The following is a 16,322-nucleotide window of genomic DNA, read 5'->3' as shown; positions in this document are numbered from 1 at the left end:
CAGGAATTTTGATGCAGGTTGGTTAATCGGGAAAACCCTTAAAAGGGAAGCGACTCCTGAATGGCCTCCACCGGGCAGATCCGGATGCAGCTTCCGCAGCCATCGCATCGCTCTGAAATGCAGTGATAGGGAGAATCTTCATCTATGCATTAAAAGAGCAGGCCTCTTTGCAGACTCCGCACTCAATGCATTGATCGGTGATGCGCACGCCGGCCGGATTAAAGGTTGCTCCACCGAAGGAAAACCGAGTTTGCAACAGCTTATGATTGCGATGCTCCATTTTAAAATCGGCGTCGTAGATTTCCTCTTTTGCGCGATACATCACAAAGTTTCCGTTCGCTTGGGAGATTTCCTCCGTAAAACAGGCGATGATCGGCATGGGCGGCTCGCTGCTGGTTTTCGTGACCGTCGGTCTGCTGTTCAAGGGCGCCGGTGCGAAGGGCATCGCGTTTATTCAGCAGACGGGATTGCGGAAATAATCGACCAATTTTTAGCGCTTAAAGTATTGCTTGTTAAATAATGACAAGCTTTGGAATATACGTATAAATAGTTGTATAATATAAAGGATTAGGTGGGCAGTGAGTACGATGGCTAATAAAATAATAGAAGTATCCCCTTTGTTTTTGAAGCAAGCAGAAGTCTTCGTCTTCAAGCTTCTCCTTGAGCAGGGGCACGGAACGGGGGCAGATGGCGTTGATGATGCCGAGTTCTTCGAGGTCGGTTCGGGCGCTTGCGCTGTCGAAGCCGCGGTCGTCTGTGTAGCTGTCGGGCTTGCCGTATGAGCCGGTGACCCGTTCGATGCTGGATTTGACGAGCTTGCTGTCTGAGGGAGGCTGATCCTGCATAAAGTCCCAGTCCACGATGAGTCCGTCGGCTTGTTCGGCAAGGTAGAGGCCATTGCCGAATTTGACTTCAGCACCGGCCTTGCCGCGCACAAGGACGTGGATGTCGGGGTCGTAGAGGCTCAGGACCTTTTTCGCTGTTGGCGACGCGGCAACGCCGGAGCTGAGCCCTCCTGCAAGGATGTAGCGTCGGTTCTATGAAGCGAAGCAGGAGGTGCTACCCCATATAAGGCATTTCCGCCGCATGGGCGGCCATGTGCCGGTGGGCGAGCCGCGTGCCGTCTTCCACGACACGCCCAGTATGGGATGATTCCTGTTCGAGCACCGCCTGCACCAGCATCCAGGATACGATTTTTCCATAGAGGACCTTTTGCCGCTGGGACAGTTCCTCTTTGCGCACCAGGGCTTCCCGCACCATGGCCGGAATTTCATTCGATACGCTCAAGCCGTACCGTTCGAACTCCATCCCCACCGTCTCGGGATCGACGCCGCCATAGCGGCTGGCCAGCACTTCGTAGGTGTTTTCAAGCAGCACATCGTTGCTTCCTTCGAAAATTTGGAACGGGCGCGAATCGGTGAACGAACGCCCAATCACGCTGCTGCGCTTGTAGGCCGCCCCTGCAAAAACCTGCACAGCGGAGTCCGCTGCCGCCGTGAGCGCATCCGTCGACATCACCTTGACGGCATTCGCCAGAACCTGGTCGCCGGAGACATCGTTGTGGCTGTCTTTCCAGTCGCCCACAAAGTGCCAGAGGCTCTGGTTAACCTGCTCCATGCCGCGCAGTCCGGAGAGCCGGAACTGAACCTGGTCGTATTCGGCAATGATTCGCCCGAAGGAGACTCGCGAGTTGGCGCGTTCGGTCACCTCGTCCACCAGCCGGCGGCATTGGCCGGCCGCAATGGCCGAAACCCCCATGCGGCTTCTGAAGAGGGTGTCCAGGATATCGCGGAGGGCGCTGCCGCCCGGGGGCGTTATGACATACGATTCCGGAATGGTAACGTTGGAGTAGCGCGTTCGGCCGTATGCAATCGGCTGCAGCCCCAGCGCATCGAAATATTCCTCTACGGCGACGCCTTTCGAGGCCAACGGCACATAGACCATCGCCACGCGGCGCGTCAGCTTGCCGCCCTTCTTGATTCGCGCGGCAACCAGCCAGTGTTCGGCCCGTCCCGTAAGGCCTCCCCAGCACTTGACGCCATTAAGCGTGGCCTGCCCATTGGCCGTTTCGAGCGTGCTCCGCAGCCCGAAAATATCGGTGCCCCCTGTGGGCTCGGTAATCATCATGCCCCCGAGCTCCGCGCTGTTGAGGAAGCGCGGCAGAATCCTCTCGCTGAGTTCCTTCGGGGCAAGCTTGGCCATCGGCTGCAGAAAAAGCGACCCGGTAATGCCCAGGGCAAGCCCCAGCGGCAGGCAATGATAGGAGACCGTTTCCAGCATCGCCATGCAGGTCGGCGTACCGTCATAGGTGCCGCCCAAGCTGGTTGGGATGAAGCCGCGGAGCGGCCCCATCTTTAGAAAATCGGTCAGAAACGCTTCGTCGTAAGAATGGTAGTCCGGGGTCGAAGCGAAGTAGCTGCGTAGATATTGGTCGAGCGTCTCGTGCATAATCATCCTCTAAAAAGAACCAAAGCCCAACCCGGAGAGGGGGAGGAAATAAATCCGTTCTGGGCCGTAAACAAATCTTTAGCTGGCAGATAAGATGCCCGAAAAGGAGCGGGGAAACAAGAGTAATGGGGCCGGCGCGACTGGCCTCAAATTTAATGATGCCGATTCCCGGAGACGCCGTGCGCGATAGCGCCTTGCGAATGTTCGGTTATTGGCTCTTTCACGCCAATCGGTTTTCGGTTTTGGCTGGATCTTGTCGGCAATCAAGCTCGGCTTCATGGAGAATTTGAATCTTCATCGAATCTGTCCGCGAATCCTTTCCTTAGCCTCCGACCAGTCGCTGAAGTGGGTTGGTCCTTTGGCGAGACGTTCTTCGCGCGCTTATAAGTTCTTCCCCGTGCCACTGTGGAGCGGGAGCTTCCGAGGGGGTAAGGGCAAGATTGTCCCAAATCTCCTCAAGCGCACGGAGTTTGTCATCAGTCGTCATTTTGTCCAAGGCCAGTGCTGTACTCATCTGTATCTCCTGGCTGATTGGCCATAATCTAACAGCAGGTTTAGGGGGTGGCAATTTTTTCTAAATCAACCGGCATTTCCTGGATGTCATTCGTAGAACGGTGCTCTGCGCCGTTTTTCAGGGATTGGAAAATGTAGCGCCGGTTCTGAGAGCCGAAATGGAGGAACGGCCTCCGTGTCGGCCGAGGTCGCAGAGCACGGGGCAGCATTTCACAGGACTGGCCTCGGCTCCCTACCTTATTTTATTTCCAATCTCATACGGCGGATTTTCGCTTTTTGACAAAACGAGTTCTTGGTAATGAGGGCCAACGCCAATCGGGTTGAGCAGGATGGAGTTCCGGCCTTTCTTGAAGGTGAACTTGCCGCAGTTGACCCAGGCCACACCATCGGCGTTAAAGCTGCCGGTCCGGCCTTTAAGGAATTCCCCTTCCTGTTCTTTGCCGTTAATCTCCAGATGGCATGCGCGTGGAGCTGCCGATGCGTAGAGAATATGAAGGTAGTATTCTCCCTCCGGAAGTTTCACTTCCCACTCAACCCAAGCTCGGCCTGGAACGACTAGTTTGGCATACTCGTCGGCATGTTCCTGCTGGAGGTTTGGGTCGTTGCCCGCGTCTTTATACTCCTGCGCCGGGACGATGATCATGTAATCCTCGAGGGTTTCTTCGGCGGGTGCTTCGTTTCCCGCTTTGGCCATCATTTTCACAAGTGCCGAGTTTATGGCATTGGCGCCGTCCAGGTCGCCGCGTTTCGTATATTCAAGTTTTAGTTTATCCAGTTCTCGGATGTAAGTATCGTCGATCTGCTTGATATGTTTGGCGCGCAGGGCCTGTAGATGCTTGAGCTTTGAGGGTTTGTATTCATCGGCGGCAGCCGCAAGCGCGAATGTTGTGACGAGTAGTAGAGTTGCTGTTTTCTTCATGGGTTTCCTATTCTCCTAGATAAATAAAACGTTTGTCCTGGGCGTAGACTATGTTGCCGGTCATCTGAACACGGGGGACGCCGACCTCGGGACCGTGGTCGCAAAGCAATAAGCATCATTTCATAGGACTGCCCTTTGCTCAAGATCTGATCCCGGATCCGCATGACTTAAACTGCTGCCGGATGAATCTTCAACAGTTCGCTGGATAGCTTTCGTTCGGTTTCATTGATGTCGAACAGCTCCTGCAGCCCCAGTCAAAAATCGGCGCGGTTGCCGAAATAGCAGGCAAGCCGCCCGGCGGTGTCGGCGGTAATGCTGCGTTCGCCGCGGACAATCGTGTTGATGCGGCGCACGGGCACGCGCAACTCTCTCGCCAACTGGCTTTGGCTAAGATTGTAGTCTCCCAGAAATTCCTGAAGGGCTTCGCCCGGAGGTACATTAATCGCGTCCATGATTTTCTCCTAACCCAAAAGAATATGGCCGTCAAGCTCGCGTTCAAAGGAGAGGAGTTGGGCAACTGCCGCATTGGAGTCACCGAATCACGTAGAACGGTGCTCTGCGCCGTTTCCCAACGATTGGGAAATGTAGTGTCGGTTCTCAGAACCGATCCGTTTGTTCCGCGTCTCCGCTCTTTGCGCACGGAAAGCGCCGACGCGGTCTCCGCACTTCAGGGCGCTTTGCGCAGCAAGTCAGGGCAGCGAGATCTCTGCCCGGAAAAAGGCGGAGGTGGCGGTTGGGCCGATGGGGATTTCGACCGGGGTTCCAATCCCTGGAAAGTTGGTGAAGGGTAGGGACAGACCGCCGGGCTGTCCGCCCGTGCGCACCGTATAGTTCCGGTTGCTGACGGTCGAAAGGTGCAGGGCGTTGCTGGAAATCGACAGCTGAAAAAAATCCAGCCCGTTGGTCGGGTCGGTGCCGGCAATATATTCCTGCCAGTCCCAATGCACGTCGACGTCGGACGCCATCCACGAAGCCGCCTCGAACGCGGCCCTGGTGGAGTTCGACGCCGCCAGCCCGGCGGCCATCAGCACCTCATACGTCGCGCCGTTGGAAGTGGTGGTCGAGGTCGGCACAAAGCTCAACACGCCGCCGGTTTGGGGAATGTTTACTGTCCCCGTATGCCCCACGCCCAGGACGAAGGATGGGTTGGTGGAAATGTGGAGGGCATAGTCAATCACGTCGTCGTTGTCGATGTCCACCAGCCCCTGCCCGTGCGTCAACGTCGGCAGCGCCGACAGGCCGTGGGTCCAGAGGGGGTAGTGTTTTCCCGGAACCCCGCCATTGTTTTCAATCGTCTCGTCACCTAACGCCGCGCTGTTCATTTTCAGCTGCCAGCCCGACGTGTTCCGAATGTCGCCATCGGGGGAGAGGAAAAAATCGAAGTCATTGCTGGCGACCATCGTCTCGGCCGAGGCATAGAGCAGCTGGTTTTCCGGAATAAGCCAGAGGGCGGTCAGATAGTCGTCGAACCACATTACGTCGTAGGAATCGAGCGTCACGCCGGGATAGCTGTTTTCGGCGTTTTGCTGGACGGCAGCCTTATGGTCGTAGGTATTGACCTCCCACGTCATGCTCCCCGCCGCATCGAGTGCCAGCAGCAGTGCCCAACCTATGATTCCGCGCAACATGCCGGAAAACTGCCAGATCACCCGGCTCTTGCAAAGCGCCAAACCTGCGGACGCAGTCCGCTCTGGAGTGCGCCCGACCCCGTTCCTGCATGGCAGGCGGGATGCCTTTGGTACGTTTTGCCGCCATCCTGGCGGCCTCGTTTCATGAGCCTACCTGCAACCAGCCCCGGAGGGGCGAAACACGAATAGCCACGGGTGCTAACCCGTGGTCACGAACGAAATGGAATCAAACCCCGGAGGGGGTTGCCCAACAGAATCGATACAATAGATAGGGCAGCCCCTTCAGGGCTTGTTGCGTGGCGACGAATTTCCACGGGTTGAAACCCGTGGCTATTAACAGGAATCCCCTCCGGGGATCGTCTTTACAAGGTCGCGCGTATCGCTCCCTGAATTGCTTCTCGAGCTTGCTGTCCATTACCCCATCTGCGCGATGGCCTTCTCCAGACAGTCTTCGAGCATTTCGAGCGGGGGCTCTTTGATGAAATTGTTGTCCATGAGGCTTTGGGTGAGGTTGCGGGATTCGTCGATTTCCTTTTTGGCCTGGGCGTAGACTTCGTCGCCGGTCATTTGGACGCGGGCAACGCCGTCTTCCATCGCTTGGAGGGCGACGGCTTTGGCGACGTTGCGGAAGGTTTCGGTCTCGTCCATCAGCGGGGCAATGTAGTCGGGCGAGAGGCCGTTCTTTTCGGCGGACTCGGCGATGGCATAGGCGGCGGCGATGGCCATTTTGTCGGTAATCTTTTTGGCTTTAACCAGCAGCGCGCCTTTGAGCAGGCCGGGGAAGCAGAGCGAGTTGTTGACCTGGTTCGGGAAGTCGCCGCGTCCGGTGGCGACAATGTAGGCGCCGGCGGCTTTGGCGGCGTGCGGATAGATTTCGGGCACGGGGTTGGCGCAGACGAAGCAGATGGATTTGTCGGCCATGGTGGAGACCCATTCGGGCTTAATGACGTCCGGTCCGGGCCGGGAGAGGGCAATCAGCACATCGGCGCCCTTCATGGCTTCGTCGATGGAGTTAATCTTGTTCGGGTTGGTGGACTGGCAGAGCTCCCATTTTTTATAGAAGGCTTTGTTGGCTTCGATATCGGCGCGGTCGGCGTGCAGGCCGCCCTTGGAGTCGCACATCACGATTTTCTTCGGATCGCCGCCGGTCTGAATGATGAGGCTGGCGATGGTGGTGTTGGATGCGCCGGCGCCGAGCATGGCGATTTTGACGTCGCCCATTTTTTTGCCTGCCACTTTGAGTGCGTTGATGAGGCCGGCGAGGGTGACGCAGCCGGTTCCTTGGGCATCGTCGTGCCAGACCGGGATGTCGCAGGTGTCGCGCAGGGTGTCGAGCACTTCGAAGCAGTTGGGCTGGGAAATGTCTTCGAGGTTGACGCCGCCGACGCTGGGCTGGATCATTTTTACAAAATCGATGATCTTTTTCGGATCGCTCTTGCCGTCTTCACCCTTCGCATCAATGCAGAGCGCAATGGCGTCTACGCCACCGAGGTATTTCATGAGGAAGGCTTTTCCTTCCATCACGCCGAGGCCTCCGGACGGGCCGCAGTCGCCGTCGCCGAGTACGCGGGTGGAGTCGGAGACGACGGCAATCAGGTTGCCGCGGTTGGAAAGATCAAACGAGCGCTTGGGGTTTTCACGGATTTCGGTTGAAACGCGGGAGACGCCGGGGGAATACCAAACGTTGAACCAGTTGAAGCCGTAGTATCCCGCCTTTGGAATCGTCTGCATCTTGCCGCCGTAGAATTCGTGCATGGTTTCAGCGACTTCTTTCAAAAAGAGGGTTTTGCCTTGAGCGATCTGGTCGGGGGTGAAGCTTTCCGGGAAAAGTGAATCAAGGTTTTCGAGTTTCAGGTTTTCAATTTTAGACATGGGTTCTCTCCTTTTTAACTGACTAGGTCAGCGATTATGCCCGCGCTTTTGAACAAATCAATTCAAACCGCGAATGAACACGAATTATTATAGAGCTCTTCGAGTGGCTTTATAAAATCAGCGTGTATTTGTGTTCATTCGCGGTTTTGGTTCTAGTTTGCAGCCGGGGCGATTTGGAATTAGAATCGACAAGGTCTTGATGATAGGCGACTACGCATTTAGAATCCTCCCTGAAAATCAGGACATATTTGTTGCACGAAGGTTGGTGGCGAACGCGTTTTCAAGAAAAGCGAACAAAGCGATTTCAAAATACATGAAAATATTATAATGATAATCATCTATACGTAAAAAAATGACCTTGAAGTAAGGGATGCGGGTAATGACTCTAAAAAGAACGATACTATCCTCCATCGGCCAAAAGCTGCTTTTAGCAACCTCTGGGCTGATCATGTTTCTCTTGTTTTTGATCCCGCATATGGGCGGGAACGTGCTGTTCCTGTTTGGGCCGGATCTGTTCAACTCCTACGCCCACCATCTGCATCAGCTGGTGCCGATCGTAATCGGCATCGAAGTGCTGATGCTCGCGTCGATTTCGGTCCACATGATCATGGCTTTTCGCGTGGTGTTCGCCAACGCGAAGGCGCACGACAAGCGCCACACGCAAAAGGACTCGAAAGAACGCTCGCTGGCGGCGAAGCTGATGCCGTATTCCGGCGGCATGATTTTTATCTTCATCCTGAAACACTTGCTGGATTTTAAATTCTACGAAAAGACCGAGATCATTAGCGAGCACGGCGACCACATGTACAATGTTTACGCCATGGTGCTGTCCCGCTTTCAGGGCGATCCGCTCCACCTGCTTTTTTATGTGGGCTTTATGCTGGCGGTCGGGTTTCACCTCAGCCACGCGCTGCAAAGCTCGCTGCAGACCTATGGCCTGTATATCCCGCGCAACGACAGCAAGATCAAGCTGGCCAGCGTCGTCATTGGATGGGGCATGGCCTCCACTTTTGCCATTATTCCGATCATGGCCTTCGTTGGTTAACCGCTTTTAAGGATTTTTAACTATGAAACTAGACGCCAAAATTCCCGAAGGCCCGATGGCCGAAAAGTGGACGAACCACAAATTCAAGGTTAAGCTGGTCAACCCAGCCAATAAACGGAAGCACAAGGTGATCGTGGTCGGCTCCGGTTTGGCCGGCGCCTCCGCCTCGGCAACAATGTCCGAACTGGGCTACAAGGTGGACTGCTTCACCTATTCCGACTCCCCGCGCCGCGCGCATTCCATCGCCGCGCAGGGCGGCATTAACGCCGCCAAAAACTATCCCAACGACGGCGACTCCGTCTTCCGCCTCTTTTACGACACCGTCAAGGGCGGCGACTTCCGCTCCCGCGAGGCCAACGTGCACCGTCTCGCGGAATGCTCCAATCTGATCATCGACCATTGCGTGGCGCAGGGCATTCCCTTTGCCCGCGAATACGGCGGCCATCTCGACAACCGCTCCTTTGGCGGCGCGCAGGTTTCCCGTACCTTCTACGCCCGCGGCCAAACCGGCCAGCAGCTCCTGCTCGGCGCCTACGGCGCGCTCTCCAAGGAGATCAAGAAGGGCGGGGTGACCATGTACACCCGCGAGGAAGTCATCGACATCGTGGTGATCGACGGAGTGGCCCGCGGCATTATTTCCCGCAACCTCGTCACCGGCGAGCTGAGCCGCCACGAAGCCGACGCAGTCGTGCTGGCCACCGGCGGCTACGGCAACGTTTTTTTCCTTTCGACCAACGCCATGAACTGCAACGCCAGCGCGGCGTGGCGCGCCTATAAAAAGGGCGCCGCCTTCGCCAACCCGTGCTACACGCAGATCCACCCGACCTGCATCCCGGTCCACGGCGAATACCAGAGCAAGCTTACGCTCATGTCGGAGTCGCTTCGCAACGACGGGCGCATCTGGGTGCCGAAAGCCAAAGACGACCAACGCCCCGCCAACCAGATTCCGGAAGACGAGCGCGACTATTACCTCGAACGCAAATACCCGGCTTTCGGCAACCTCGTGCCGCGCGACCTCGCTTCGCGAAATGCCAAGATGGTGTGCGACGAAGGGCGCGGCGTCGGCCCGACGGGCAACGCCGTCTATCTCGATTTTGCCGAAGCCATCGAACGCCTCGGGCGCGACAACATTGAAGCCAAGTACGGCAACCTGTTCGAAATGTACAACCGCATTACCGACGAAGACCCGTACACCACGCCGATGATGATTTATCCGGCCGTGCACTACACCATGGGCGGCCTCTGGGTGGACTATAATTTGATGACCTCGCTGCCCGGCCTCTATGCCATCGGCGAATGCAACTTTTCCGATCACGGCGCCAACCGCCTCGGGGCTTCGGCGCTTATGCAGGGGCTGGCCGACGGCTACTTCGTGATCCCGAACACGATCAACGACTATCTCGCGTCCAACAACCTTCCAACGGTTGGAACCGACCACGAAGCCTTCGCCGAGGCCGAGAAGGCCGCCCAGGACAAGCTCGACAAACTGCTGGCTGTCAACGGCAACCGTACGGTCGATGATTTCCACAAGGAACTCGGCCACCTGCTGTGGGAAAACTGCGGCATGGCGCGCAGCGAAAAAGGGCTGAAAGAGGCGCTCGAAAAGATTCCCAAGATCCGCGAGGAGTTCTGGAAAAACGTCAACGTGCCCGGCTCGGCCGACGATTTGAACCAAGCGCTGGAAAAAGCCAACCGCGTCGCCGACTTTATGGAATTCGCCGAACTGATGGTGAAGGATGCGCTGGAGCGCGCGGAATCTTGCGGTGGCCACTTCCGCGAGGAGAGCCAGACGGAAGAGGGCGAGGCCCTGCGCAAGGACGACGAGTTTTGCTACGTCGGCGCGTGGGAGTTCCAAGGATTGGAAAACGAGCCGGTGCTCCACAAGGAGGCGTTGGAATTCGAAGAAGTGAAGCTTAGCCAGCGGTCGTATAAGTAAGTTTTAAGTTTCTAGTGTTAGGTTTTAAGTATCGCAGGCGGCTCGCCTGCCCGGAGGAAGGCAAGACATGTCGGAAAAAATTAATCTCAAACTGAAGGTCTGGCGCCAGAACCGCGGGGAAGCAGGGCGCTTCGAAGACTACGAAGCCAACGGCATCGACACCGACGCCTCGTTCCTCGAAATGCTGGACGTCGTGAACGAGGAGATCACCCTCGGCGGAGGCGAGCCGATCGCATTCGAGCACGACTGCCGCGAGGGCATCTGCGGCTGCTGCGGCTCGCTGGTGAACGGCAAGACCCACGGTTCGCACGAGCGCACCACGCTTTGCCAGTTGCACATGCGCCACTTTAAGGACGGCGAAACGGTCGTCATCGAACCGTTCCGCGCTACGGCCTTTCCGGTTATCAAGGATTTGATTGTCGACCGCTCCGGCCTCGATCAGATCATCGCTGAAGGCGGCTATGTTTCGGTGAAGACCGGCAACGCGCCGGAAGCTTCCACCACACCGATCAAAAAGGAAATGGCGGAGGCCTCGATGGACGCGGCCCAGTGCATCGGCTGCGGCGCCTGCGTGGCGGCCTGCCCGAACGGGGCGGCGATGCTCTTTACGGCGGCCAAGGTTTCGCAATACGCCCTGCTGCCGCAAGGCCATCCCGAGCGGACGCAGCGCGTGCTGGGCATGGTCAATAAAATGGACGAGCTCGGCTTCGGCAACTGCTCGAACGAATACGAGTGCGCCGTCGCCTGCCCGAAAGGCATCGACGTGAAGAATATCGCCAGGTTGAACAGAGAGTTTGTCAAGGCAAGTTTAACGAGTGAAAAGTGAAACGTGACATGAATCACGCCTCAATCGTCACGCTTCACGAAAAGGATCCCCATGGCAGCAGCGAGAAAGAAGGAAACATTCTGGTCTGAGCCGATCAGCAAGGTTGATCTCCAGCGTCCGGCGGTGGTTCCTTCGGGCACGTCCATCATCGATGCCGTCAAGGAGATGAAATACAACCAGATCGGCTGCGTGCTCGTGGTGGGTGCCGACCAGAAGATTATCGGCCTGCTGAGCAACGGCGACCTGATGCATGAATATGTCGGCTCGACCCTGCCCGGCGACACGCCCGTCGATACCATCATGACGGAAAATCCGTTCACCGCCACGCCCGCGCTGACGGTGCAGGAGGCGCTGGAAATCTTCCACTCCAACCCCTTTCGCCACATGCCGATCCTCAACGGCGAAGCCATCGAGGGCATTCTATCGATCCGCGGCCTGATGGTTTTCATCAGCGAGCACCTGCCGCTGGAGGTCATGAACCTGCCGCCCGACAGCAGCCTGATTGCCACGCATGCGGCGGGGGAATAAACCATGGCTGAAAAGAAATCCAATCTCATAGAGAAAGACTCGGTTGTGGTTCGTTTTGCCGGCGACTCCGGCGACGGGATGCAGACGGTGGGCGAACTCTTCGCTGACGCCAGCGCGTTGCTGGGCGATGCCATTGTGACCTTCCCCGATTTCCCGTCGGAGATCCGCGCACCCGCCGGGTCGCTGCCGGGCGTGTCCGGCTTTCAGGTGCACTTTGGCTGCACCAGCGTTATGACGCCGGGCGATAAAGCCGATGCGCTGATCGTGATGAATCCCGCCGCGCTCAAGGTGAACCTGCGGGAACTGGAGCCGAAAGGGCTGCTGATCGTCAACACCGGCTCGTTCACGGCACCGAACCTCAAGAAGGCGCTCTACGAAACCAACCCGCTCGACGACCCCGCGCTCGAAGACGAATACACCGTGTTCAAGGTGGACATCAATGCGCTGACCGCCGAGGCGCTCAAGGATTTGCCGCTCAAGCCCGCATTGCGTGCGCGCTGTAAAAACTTTTTTTCGCTGGGCATCGCCTATTGGGTCTATTCACGGCCGCTCGACATGACGCTGGAGTGGATCGAAACCAAGTGGCGCGAAAAGCTGCCGATGATGGCCGACGCCAACACGCTGGCGCTCAAAGCCGGATTCATCGTGGGTGAAAACAAGGACATCAGCCTGCCGCAATATTCGGTGCACAAGCGCATTCTCGAAGACGGAATCTACCGCAAGATCACCGGCAACGAGGCCACGGCGCTCGGGCTGATCGCCGCCTCGGAAAACAGCTGGCGCGACCTGGTGCTGGGCAGCTATCCCATCACCCCGGCAACCCCGATCCTCGAAACGCTTTCCAAGCATCGCAACTTCAACGTCAAGACCGTGCAGGCCGAGGACGAGATTGCCGCCATCGGCGTGGCGATCGGCGCGGCGTTTGCCGGGGCGCTTGGCGTAACGACCACCAGTGGGCCTGGCCTCTGCCTTAAGTCCGAAGCGCTCGGGCTCGCGGTGATCACCGAGCTGCCGCTCGTGGTGGTGAACGTGCAGCGAGCGGGGCCAAGCACGGGCCTGCCAACCAAGACGGAGCAGGCCGACCTGCTGCAAACCCTCTATGGCCGCAACGGCGAATCGCCAGTGGCGGTGATTGCCGCGGACTCGCCTTCCGACTGTTTCGACTGCGCCATCGAAGCCGCGCGCATTGCGCTGAAGTTCCGCACGCCGGTCGTGATGCTGACCGATACCTACCTAGCCAACGGCTCCGAACCTTGGAAGGTTCCGGAGGTCACGGACATTCCCGACATCTCCGTCGAGCCGATCAAGCAAGGCGAGGCATACATCCCGTATCAGCGCGATCCGAAAACGCTGGCGCGGCGTTTGGCCGTGCCCGGGCGCCCGGGCTTCGAACACCGCATCGGCGGGCTCGAAAAAACCGAGAACGGCGTGGTGAGCTACGACGCCGAAAACCACGAAACCATGTGCCGCCTCCGCGCCGAAAAAGTGCAACGGATCGCCGACGATATACCGCCCCTCCATGTGATGGGCGACCCAAACGGCAAGGTGCTGGTGGTGGGCTGGGGCAGCACGCGCGGCGCAATTACCATGGCGGTCGAACGGCTCCAGGCCGACGGGGAATTCGTGGCCTATGTCCATTTGCGCCATCTCAACCCGCTGCCGAAAGACCTCGGCGAACTGATGAAGCAGTTCGACCACGTCGTCGTTCCCGAGCTCAACCTCGGCCAGTTGTCGCTGGTGTTGCGGGCGGAATATCTGGTCGATGTAAAATCCATCAGCAAGGTTCAGGGCAGGATGTTCCTGATTTCGGAACTCGTGGCAGGCATCAAGGAATACCTTTAGAGGGAGAGACCCGTGGAAGGCTTGAAGGAATATTTGACCCGTCAGGATTTTGTCTCCTCCTCCGAGGTGCGCTGGTGTCCCGGGTGCGGCGACTATGCCGTGCTCAACTCCGTGCAGAACGTGCTGCCGCAGCTCGGCCTGCCAAAGGAAAAGTTTGTGTTCGTCAGCGGCATCGGTTGTTCGAGCCGTTTTCCGTACTACCTCGACACCTACGGCTTCCACTCCATCCACGGCCGCGCGCCCACCATTGCCACCGGCGTGAAGGTGGCCAACCCGGAGCTGTCGGTTTGGGTGGTCACCGGCGATGGCGACGGCTTGAGCATCGGCGGCAACCATTTGGTCCATGCGCTGCGCCGCAACCTCGACATGAACATTATCCTGCTCAACAACCGGATCTACGGGCTGACGAAGGGGCAGTATAGCCCGACCTCCCGGAAGGGGCAGATCACCAAGACCAGTCCGTATGGCGTGCTCGAGGAGCCGCTCGATCCGCTGCGCATTGCACTGGCCTCCGAGGCCACCTTCGTGGGCCGGGCGGTGGACACCGACCCGAAGCACATCACCGAAGTGCTCGTGGCCGGCGCGGAACACAAGGGCACCGCCTTTGTCGAAATTTTGCAAAGCTGCGTGATTTTCAACAAGAACGCTTGGACGGAAGTTTCCGACCGCTCCTGCCGCGAAGACCGCTTGCTCTACCTCGAACAGGGCAAGCCGCTCATCTTCGGCGAAAAGCGCAACAAGGGCATCATCCTCAAGGGCACGAAACCGGTGGTCGTCACGATTGGCGAGCAGGGCATCAAGAAGAAGGATCTGGTCGTGCACGACAGGCACCGCGAGGATCCGGTCTATGCCGCCATGCTCACGAAAATGGACTATCCGGACTATCCGCTGCCCGTCGGCATTTTCCACGCCATGGAAAAACCGGTCTACGAAGTAGAGCTCGTAAAGCAGATCAAGGAAGTCACCGCGTTGAAAGGCCGCCGCAATTTGCAGGGGCTGTTGCGCGGTTCCGAATATTGGACGGTCTCGAACAAGGGCAAGACCATCAAGCGTTCCACCGGCATCAGCTCGCTCGCCAACGACGAGTCGAAGGTGATGGACGAGCGGATCCACGCCCTGCTTAAATCCACCGATCCGCTCACCGCCAGCTTGAAAAACACGATCGGCAAGATTTTCTACGACTACGACTACAAGCGTTCGAAAATGCTCTCGCCGCGCGACAGCATCGCCTCGGCCATCGCCCTCTTCAAGGCCGCCAAAATCGAATGCATTCTCGTGGGCGATGCGAAGCGGCTCTATGGCATCCTTTCTGAGCGCGACATCATTCAAAACGTGGTGCTCACCTCGGTCGACCGCGACCGCATGCCGATCTCGTCGATCATGCGGCCCGTCTACGAAATCATGGACGAGTCGAACTCCATCGGCGATGTGATCAACATTCTCTCCATCAGCGGGCATCGGCATGTGCCGATCCGGCTGAAGGATGGCGGCTTCGGGCTGGTGACCATCCGCCAGATCCTGCGCTTTATTCACGACACCGTGGAACAGGTTGAAAAAAAGGAATCAGAAGACAAATGAAAATACATGAATACCAAGCCAAAGAGCTTTTGAAGGGCTATGGCATCCCGATTCAGGATGGCGTAACCATTGAAGATGCGGCGCAGGCCGAAGCGGCCGTAGATCAGGTCAATGCCGAGCTCGGCGCTGAGCAGTATGTCATCAAAGCACAGATTCATGCGGGCGGGCGCGGCAAGGGCGGCGGCGTCAAGTTTTCGACCAGCCGCGAGAAAGCGCTTGAAAACATTCAAAACATTCTGGGCATGACGCTCATCACGCACCAGACCGGCGCCGAAGGGCGGCTGGTCAAAAAAGTGATGGTGGCGGAAGCGCTCGACATTAAGCAGGAGTTTTATGCGGCGATCACCCTCGATCGCGCCAAGGGCATGGATACCTTCATGGTGTCGTCCGAGGGCGGCATGGAGATTGAAGAGGTGGCCAAAACCTCGCCGGAAAAAATTGTTAAGGAAGCAATTGTTCCGGGCTTTGGACTGCGCAGCTTCCAGGCGCGCAACCTGGCGCTGGCGCTCGGGCTGGAAGGCGCGGCCGCCAAGCAGGCGGTCGGCATGTTCCAGAAGCTCTACAAGCTTTACCGCGAACTCGACTGCTCCATTGTCGAAATTAATCCGCTGATCGTTACCGAGCAGGGCGACCTGGTTGCGCTCGACGCAAAAATCAACTTCGATGACAACGCGCTCTATCTCCACAAGGATGTGGCTGAAATGCGAGACCTCGATGAAGAGGATCCGTCCGAGGTGGAGGCCGGCAAGTTCGACCTCAACTATATCAAGCTCGACGGCAGCGTCGGCTGCATGGTCAACGGCGCCGGACTTGCCATGGCGACGATGGACATTATCAAGCAGGTCGGCGGCTCGCCGGCCAACTTTCTCGACGTCGGCGGCGGCGCGAACGTCGAAACGGTGAAGAATGGCTTCCGCATCATTCTTTCCGACCCGAACGTGAAGGCCGTGCTGATCAATATTTTCGGCGGGATCGTCCGCTGCGACCGCATTGCCAACGGCATCATTGAAGCGGTCAAGGTGCTCGATCTGAACGTGCCCGTGGTTGTCCGGCTTGCCGGCACCAACGCGGAGATCGCGAAGGAGCTGCTGGCCAACTCGGATGTGGATCTCATTTCTGCGGACTCCTTCGAGGACGCCGCAATCAAAGTTGTGGAAGCCGCTGCAGGGAATTAAACACAAAGGTAC

At 57.6% G+C, this 16,322-nt stretch carries 16 protein-coding genes; 7 read left to right on the top strand and 9 right to left on the bottom strand.

The genetic code is table 11. The features are described from left to right. Positions 1 to 38: 38 nt before the first annotated feature. The 9 genes from SCARR_RS29345 to SCARR_RS18095 form a co-directional block, all read right to left on the bottom strand. Positions 39 to 119: a 4Fe-4S binding protein gene (locus SCARR_RS29345; RefSeq protein WP_342803703.1), complete on the bottom strand. Its 81-nt coding sequence runs from the start codon at positions 117 to 119 to the stop codon at positions 39 to 41. 23 nt (positions 120 to 142) lie between these two features. Next, positions 143 to 379, bottom strand: coding sequence for a hypothetical protein (locus SCARR_RS28655; RefSeq protein ID WP_222846361.1), 237 nt, complete (start codon positions 377 to 379; stop codon positions 143 to 145). Between the two features lie 133 nt (positions 380 to 512). After that, entirely contained in the window at positions 513 to 935 is a 423-nt protein-coding gene (locus SCARR_RS18125) for a hypothetical protein (protein ID WP_136063068.1), read from the bottom strand. Between the two features lie 124 nt (positions 936 to 1,059). After that, positions 1,060 to 2,448 carry an acyl-CoA dehydrogenase family protein gene (locus SCARR_RS18120; protein ID WP_168433419.1) on the bottom strand — a complete coding sequence of 463 codons (1,389 nt, stop codon included), beginning with the start codon at positions 2,446 to 2,448 and terminating at the stop codon, positions 1,060 to 1,062. Between the two features lie 322 nt (positions 2,449 to 2,770). Next, positions 2,771 to 2,935 carry an addiction module protein gene (locus SCARR_RS29580; protein ID WP_407984857.1) on the bottom strand — a complete coding sequence of 55 codons (165 nt, stop codon included), beginning with the start codon at positions 2,933 to 2,935 and terminating at the stop codon, positions 2,771 to 2,773. Between the two features lie 258 nt (positions 2,936 to 3,193). Then, positions 3,194 to 3,880 (bottom strand): hypothetical protein, encoded by a 687-nt coding sequence (locus SCARR_RS18110; RefSeq protein ID WP_136063065.1) that lies wholly within the window; start codon positions 3,878 to 3,880, stop codon positions 3,194 to 3,196. A 254-nt stretch (positions 3,881 to 4,134) separates the two neighbouring features. Beyond that, positions 4,135 to 4,332 carry a HigA family addiction module antitoxin gene (locus SCARR_RS18105; RefSeq protein ID WP_136063064.1) on the bottom strand — a complete coding sequence of 66 codons (198 nt, stop codon included), beginning with the start codon at positions 4,330 to 4,332 and terminating at the stop codon, positions 4,135 to 4,137. Between the two features lie 237 nt (positions 4,333 to 4,569). Next, positions 4,570 to 5,529: a hypothetical protein gene (locus SCARR_RS18100; protein ID WP_136063063.1), complete on the bottom strand. Its 960-nt coding sequence runs from the start codon at positions 5,527 to 5,529 to the stop codon at positions 4,570 to 4,572. Positions 5,530 to 5,922: 393 nt separating this feature from the next. After that, a complete protein-coding gene (locus SCARR_RS18095) occupies positions 5,923 to 7,380 on the bottom strand; it encodes an NAD(P)-dependent malic enzyme (protein WP_136063062.1) in 1,458 nt (485 codons plus the stop codon). Positions 7,381 to 7,759: 379 nt separating this feature from the next. Here SCARR_RS18095 and SCARR_RS18090 point away from each other — a divergent pair, with 379 nt between their 5' ends. From SCARR_RS18090 to sucC, 7 genes are all read left to right on the top strand, one after another. Continuing rightward, positions 7,760 to 8,425, top strand: coding sequence for a succinate dehydrogenase cytochrome b subunit (locus SCARR_RS18090; protein WP_168433418.1), 666 nt, complete (start codon positions 7,760 to 7,762; stop codon positions 8,423 to 8,425). Between the two features lie 22 nt (positions 8,426 to 8,447). Next, the gene (locus SCARR_RS18085) at positions 8,448 to 10,361 is read left to right on the top strand and encodes a fumarate reductase/succinate dehydrogenase flavoprotein subunit (RefSeq protein WP_136063060.1); all 1,914 of its coding nucleotides are present in this window, start codon (positions 8,448 to 8,450) and stop codon (positions 10,359 to 10,361) included. A gap of 67 nt (positions 10,362 to 10,428) precedes the next feature. After that, positions 10,429 to 11,187 carry a succinate dehydrogenase/fumarate reductase iron-sulfur subunit gene (locus SCARR_RS18080; protein ID WP_136063059.1) on the top strand — a complete coding sequence of 253 codons (759 nt, stop codon included), beginning with the start codon at positions 10,429 to 10,431 and terminating at the stop codon, positions 11,185 to 11,187. Between the two features lie 51 nt (positions 11,188 to 11,238). After that, complete coding sequence (locus SCARR_RS18075) at positions 11,239 to 11,715, top strand: CBS domain-containing protein (protein ID WP_136063058.1); 477 nt, start codon at positions 11,239 to 11,241, stop codon at positions 11,713 to 11,715. A gap of 3 nt (positions 11,716 to 11,718) precedes the next feature. Beyond that, positions 11,719 to 13,557 (top strand): 2-oxoacid:acceptor oxidoreductase subunit alpha, encoded by a 1,839-nt coding sequence (locus SCARR_RS18070; RefSeq protein ID WP_136063057.1) that lies wholly within the window; start codon positions 11,719 to 11,721, stop codon positions 13,555 to 13,557. Positions 13,558 to 13,569: 12 nt separating this feature from the next. Next, positions 13,570 to 15,135: a thiamine pyrophosphate-dependent enzyme gene (locus SCARR_RS18065; RefSeq protein WP_136063056.1), complete on the top strand. Its 1,566-nt coding sequence runs from the start codon at positions 13,570 to 13,572 to the stop codon at positions 15,133 to 15,135. Further along, complete coding sequence (sucC, locus tag SCARR_RS18060) at positions 15,132 to 16,310, top strand: ADP-forming succinate--CoA ligase subunit beta (protein ID WP_136063055.1); 1,179 nt, start codon at positions 15,132 to 15,134, stop codon at positions 16,308 to 16,310. Before SCARR_RS18065 ends, sucC begins: the two co-directional genes overlap by 4 nt. The last annotated feature ends 12 nt before the right edge of the window (positions 16,311 to 16,322 follow it).

The organism is Pontiella sulfatireligans (genome assembly GCF_900890705.1).
GTDB classification, from domain to species: domain Bacteria; phylum Verrucomicrobiota; class Kiritimatiellia; order Kiritimatiellales; family Pontiellaceae; genus Pontiella; species Pontiella sulfatireligans.
This window is presented reverse-complemented; position numbering and strand designations above follow the sequence as displayed.

Coding starts and splice junctions, on each gene's coding strand:
- SCARR_RS28655 (WP_222846361.1), bottom strand. CDS start 379: ATGCCGATCATCGCCTGTTTTACGGAGGAAATCTCCCAAGCGAACGGA.
- SCARR_RS18120 (WP_168433419.1), bottom strand. CDS start 2,448: ATGCACGAGACGCTCGACCAATATCTACGCAGCTACTTCGCTTCGACC.
- SCARR_RS29580 (WP_407984857.1), bottom strand. CDS start 2,935: ATGACGACTGATGACAAACTCCGTGCGCTTGAGGAGATTTGGGACAAT.
- SCARR_RS18110 (WP_136063065.1), bottom strand. CDS start 3,880: ATGAAGAAAACAGCAACTCTACTACTCGTCACAACATTCGCGCTTGCG.
- SCARR_RS18105 (WP_136063064.1), bottom strand. CDS start 4,332: ATGGACGCGATTAATGTACCTCCGGGCGAAGCCCTTCAGGAATTTCTG.
- SCARR_RS18095 (WP_136063062.1), bottom strand. CDS start 7,380: ATGTCTAAAATTGAAAACCTGAAACTCGAAAACCTTGATTCACTTTTC.
- SCARR_RS18090 (WP_168433418.1), top strand. CDS start 7,760: ATGACTCTAAAAAGAACGATACTATCCTCCATCGGCCAAAAGCTGCTT.
- SCARR_RS18085 (WP_136063060.1), top strand. CDS start 8,448: ATGAAACTAGACGCCAAAATTCCCGAAGGCCCGATGGCCGAAAAGTGG.
- SCARR_RS18080 (WP_136063059.1), top strand. CDS start 10,429: ATGTCGGAAAAAATTAATCTCAAACTGAAGGTCTGGCGCCAGAACCGC.
- SCARR_RS18075 (WP_136063058.1), top strand. CDS start 11,239: ATGGCAGCAGCGAGAAAGAAGGAAACATTCTGGTCTGAGCCGATCAGC.
- SCARR_RS18070 (WP_136063057.1), top strand. CDS start 11,719: ATGGCTGAAAAGAAATCCAATCTCATAGAGAAAGACTCGGTTGTGGTT.
- sucC (WP_136063055.1), top strand. CDS start 15,132: ATGAAAATACATGAATACCAAGCCAAAGAGCTTTTGAAGGGCTATGGC.